The sequence below is a fragment of the Campylobacter concisus genome, assembly GCF_003048555.1.
Classification (GTDB): Bacteria; Campylobacterota; Campylobacteria; order Campylobacterales; family Campylobacteraceae; genus Campylobacter_A; species Campylobacter_A concisus_AO.
This window is the reverse complement of the sequence record NZ_PIRR01000076.1, coordinates 1-3895: the sequence shown is the minus strand read 5'-3', so window position 1 is coordinate 3895 and position 3895 is coordinate 1. Positions and strand designations below refer to the sequence as shown.

Here is a 3895-nt window from a genome sequence, read left to right as displayed (position 1 = left end):
TTTATAATTAAAAATAAATTAAGTTTTTATAAAATGCTAAAAAATTGCTCTTTATTTGTAATAGAAAAATAAATTTTAAGAATTTCCCACGCCAAAAGACGTGGGATAAAATTTACGCTATCTTGGTAGCGTCGATGATGTTTAGATCAAGTCCTAGATCTTCGACAGATAGTCCAAGTGCAAGACCTACAAGCTGAGATAGGTGAATGATTGGCTTTCTCACGTTTGAGTGGTTTTCATCTTGATATCTCTCTTGGTAGATGTCAAGTTGCATTTGACAAAGCGGGCATGGTGTGACAACTACGTCAGCGCCGTTTTCATCGGCGTTATTTACGATCTGGCTTGACATTTTTCTTACAGATGTGCCGGCTGGATAGCTAGCGTGGAAACCACAGCAGTCAAGTCTTTTCTCAAATGGTACAATAGTAGCACCAAGCGCGCCTACAACGGTTTCAAAGCTCTTTGGATTGACTGAGCTTTCCCTGTTGTGAAGATCTTTTTCAGGCCTTAGACTGTGGCAGCCATAAAATAGCGCTACTTTTAGCCCACTAAGTGGCTTAACAACCTTTGCTCTTAGCGTTTCTACGTTTTGATAAAGCACCCAAAGAAGGCTTGTGATCTCGGTTGAGCCATTATATTTCATATTGCCCTCAGCCAAGAAAGTATTTATGCGGTCCTTTGCACCCTTGTCAAGTGTAGTTTTAGCTCTTGTTAGAGTTAGCATACAAGTAGAGCATGTCGTAAGCATCGGCATATTCATCTGCTCTGCAAGCGCTATATTTCTAGCATTTGCCACAAGCGTAGCGATAGGATCAACGTCTTGTGCTTGTTGAGCCCCACAGCAGCTCCAACCCTTTATCTCGTGAAGCTTCCAGCCAAGTATCGGAGCGATAGCCTCAAGCGACATCTTAGCCTCTTTAGCTGCTTGAGAGAGTACGCATCCTGGGAAAAAAGCGAATTCGTTTTGCATAATTACTCCTTACTAGCAGCTTTGCGAGCCGCATTTATCATTTTTACTAGATCATCATGTCCTTCTATGTCCTCTTCGCCAAAGATATGAAGCGGATTCATCTTACCTGCAAGCATTAAATTTGCAGCGATATCCATTTTGCCCATATTTTTAAACACTCCCTCAGAGCGAAGCGCAAGCTTGATCTCATTTAGTCTGCCTGAGCCATCAACTAGATCGGTTAAGAACGCCTCAGCGTGATCTGGCCCCATGCCATCATCAAAGCCTTTTTGTATAGCCATAATGCGAAGATCAGTTATGTCTTTGCATGCACTTATGCCTTTTGGACAGCGATCAGCGCACTCTTGGCACTTTACACACATCCAAAGGCCATTATCTATAGCTGGTTTTAGGTGCGGCATAGGATCTTTACTGCGTGAGTCAAATGCCGCTCTATAAGCATGAACAAATACAAATGGCTGCATATAATCGCTCGCATCAGCTTCAAGTTTATTACACTCGCTAGCACAGGCTCCGCAAAGTATGCAGTCCCATTCAAGCGCTACTTTTTCATACTCTTTTTGACTTTGTTTACAGCCTTTTTCTGCGCTAAATTCTGACTTAGCAGTGATGCTAGGCCTAATCTTGCGTAAATTTTCAATACTTGGTTCCCAGTCCACCATGAGGTCTGAGATCACTTTGAAATTTCCAAGTGGAGAAATTCTTATGCTCTCTGGATTGTCATACTCAGCCAAAAGCTCGTTCATTTTTGTATCACAGGCTAGATATGAGTGGCCATTTACTCTAACAGCACACGCTCCACATATCGCTGAGCGGCAAGATGCTGTGAAATTTAACGTCGCATCCTTTTTTTGTTTGATATCAAGAAGCACTGTTAAAAGAGTTTTGCCTTTGATCTCTTCATTTGTTAGCTCATAAGTTGATTCATATTTTTTAGTTCCGTCAAAACGGTCGATAATAATTTTCATCCTAGCTCCTTACTCTGGCTTCTTGCCGTCAAGTGAAAATATGCCTGTCACAACGTCTTTGTAGCTAAGTTCAAGCTTGCCTTCTTTTAGTGTGACTATGCTGTGTTTTAAGAAATTTACATCATCTCTTTTTGGATAGTCCTCTCTTGTGTGAGCGCCACGGCTCTCAAGACGATTTTGCGCTGCAAGGCATGCTGCACGAGAAAGAAGTATGAGGTTGCCAAGCTCGACGTAGTCGGTAAAGGCAGTATTCATGACTGGATTTTGATTTGGCACTTTAAGGGTGTCATATTTTGCTTGGATAGCTTCAAGGTTTTTAGAGAGTTGATCTAATTTTGCGCCAGTTCTAAAGATACCCATTAGATCCCAGTTGTTTTTTCCAAGCTCTTCACGAAGTGCGTACATATCATTTACGCCGCCCTCGCCTGTTGCGATAGCTTTAAATTTATCTTGCCACATTTTTGCTAGCTCAGAAGTCTTTTTGCCGCTTGCAAATTTTGCATTTTGAGCGTAAGCGCCAGCACCTTTGCCAGCTAGATCGCCAGTTACAACTGCGTCAGTTAGGCTATTTCCACCAAGGCGGTTTGCACCGTGAATAGATACACATGAAGCCTCGCCACCTACATAAATTCCAGGAATTTTTGTGCTCATATCATCAATTTTAGCTACCTCTATGCCACCCATTGAGTAGTGAGCTGTTGGACGGATAGGCACTGGTTGCTCGATTAGATCGATATTTTGGAAAAGCATAGCTGTGTGGCGAATTTTTGGAAGCTTTTTCATAATGGTATCTTTGCCAAGGTGGCGAACGTCACAAAGCACGTAAGCGCTCATACCCTCACCAAAGCCTCTGCCTTCGCGAATTTCTGTCTCGATCGCACGAGCGACGACGTCACGAGGAGCTAGCTCCATCTTTTCGTGATAGTTTTTCATAAAGCGCTCGCCCTTGTTGTTTAGTAAGTATCCACCCTCGCCGCGAGCAGCTTCTGTGATTAGTGTGCCACCATTTTGAACGCCAGTTGGGTGAAACTGAAGCATCTCAGGGTCTTCAAAACCAAGACCTGCTTTAAGCGCAGCAGCGATGCCATCACCAGTTGCTATAAATGGAACTGATGTGCGGTTATAGAAAATTCTAGTGTATCCGCCAGTTGCGATGACTAGAGATTTGCAAAGAACTGGATAAATTTGACCATCTTGGATGTTGCGAAGAACGACGCCTTCAACCTTGCCATCCTCAAGACCGATCTCAAGCAGCTCATGATCCATTAAAAATTTAACGCCAGCTGTGATAGCGTCATCAAGACAAGCGTGCATCAAAATGTGACCAGTTTTATCAGCTGCATAGTTACAGCGTTTTTTACTAGCACCACCCATGAAGCGAAACGCAACATCACCATTATCTTTACGGGACACGTCGCCATTGTCTATACGAGAAAAGAGCATGCCATTGTGGTCTAGCTCGTGGATGACTGCGCCTGCTGCCTCGCAAAATTTCACAACTGCATCTTGATCAGCAAGATAAGCCGCACCTTTAACTGTGTCATAAGCGTGAAGCTTGAAGCTATCGCCATTACTAAAGTCAGTAACGCCGTTTATTCCACCCTCTGCCATACAGGTCGCATTGCGAGATGGCATCATTTTTGTAGCAACAACGACGGTTGAGTTTGGATATTGCTTGCGAACGGCTGTTGCTGCACGAAGTCCAGCACCGCCAGAGCCGATTATTAGCACATCAACAGATGGCAAGCCACTTTCATTGCCTTTTGGCAACTCACCAGCAAAAACATTGGTCGCACCAGCCGTTGTAGCTAGCGCACCTACGCTGATACAGGCACTTTGTAGAAATTCTCTTCTGGTAAATTTTTCACTCATTGATAACTTCCTATCTTAGTAAATTTTTAGCGTTTAAAACGCACCGCCAGTTTATTTCTTAATATTTTTTAAAACAACTACATTA

General features: G+C 43.2%; 3 protein-coding genes. All 3 read right to left on the bottom strand.

Features of this window, described 5'->3' with window-relative positions:
* Positions 1-112: 112 nt before the first annotated feature.
* From sdhE to sdhA, 3 genes are read right to left on the bottom strand one after another with little or no spacing between them, the layout of a single operon-like run.
* Positions 113-970 carry an 8-methylmenaquinol:fumarate reductase membrane anchor subunit gene (sdhE, locus tag CVS92_RS08850; RefSeq protein ID WP_087585917.1) on the bottom strand — a complete coding sequence of 286 codons (858 nt, stop codon included), beginning with the start codon at positions 968-970 and terminating at the stop codon, positions 113-115.
* A 2-nt stretch (positions 971-972) separates the two neighbouring features.
* Positions 973-1938: an 8-methylmenaquinol:fumarate reductase iron-sulfur subunit gene (gene sdhB, locus CVS92_RS08845; RefSeq protein ID WP_107789209.1), complete on the bottom strand. Its 966-nt coding sequence runs from the start codon at positions 1936-1938 to the stop codon at positions 973-975.
* Between the two features lie 9 nt (positions 1939-1947).
* The gene (sdhA, locus tag CVS92_RS08840) at positions 1948-3810 is read right to left on the bottom strand and encodes an 8-methylmenaquinol:fumarate reductase flavoprotein subunit (RefSeq protein ID WP_107789208.1); all 1863 of its coding nucleotides are present in this window, start codon (positions 3808-3810) and stop codon (positions 1948-1950) included.
* Between the last annotated feature and the right edge of the window lie 85 nt (positions 3811-3895).

Excerpts from the sequence above, each read along its gene's own strand:
- sdhE (WP_087585917.1), bottom strand. The coding sequence starts at position 970 with ATGCAAAACGAATTCGCTTTTTTCCCAGGATGCGTACTCTCTCAAGCA.
- sdhB (WP_107789209.1), bottom strand. The coding sequence starts at position 1,938 with ATGAAAATTATTATCGACCGTTTTGACGGAACTAAAAAATATGAATCA.
- sdhA (WP_107789208.1), bottom strand. The coding sequence starts at position 3,810 with ATGAGTGAAAAATTTACCAGAAGAGAATTTCTACAAAGTGCCTGTATC.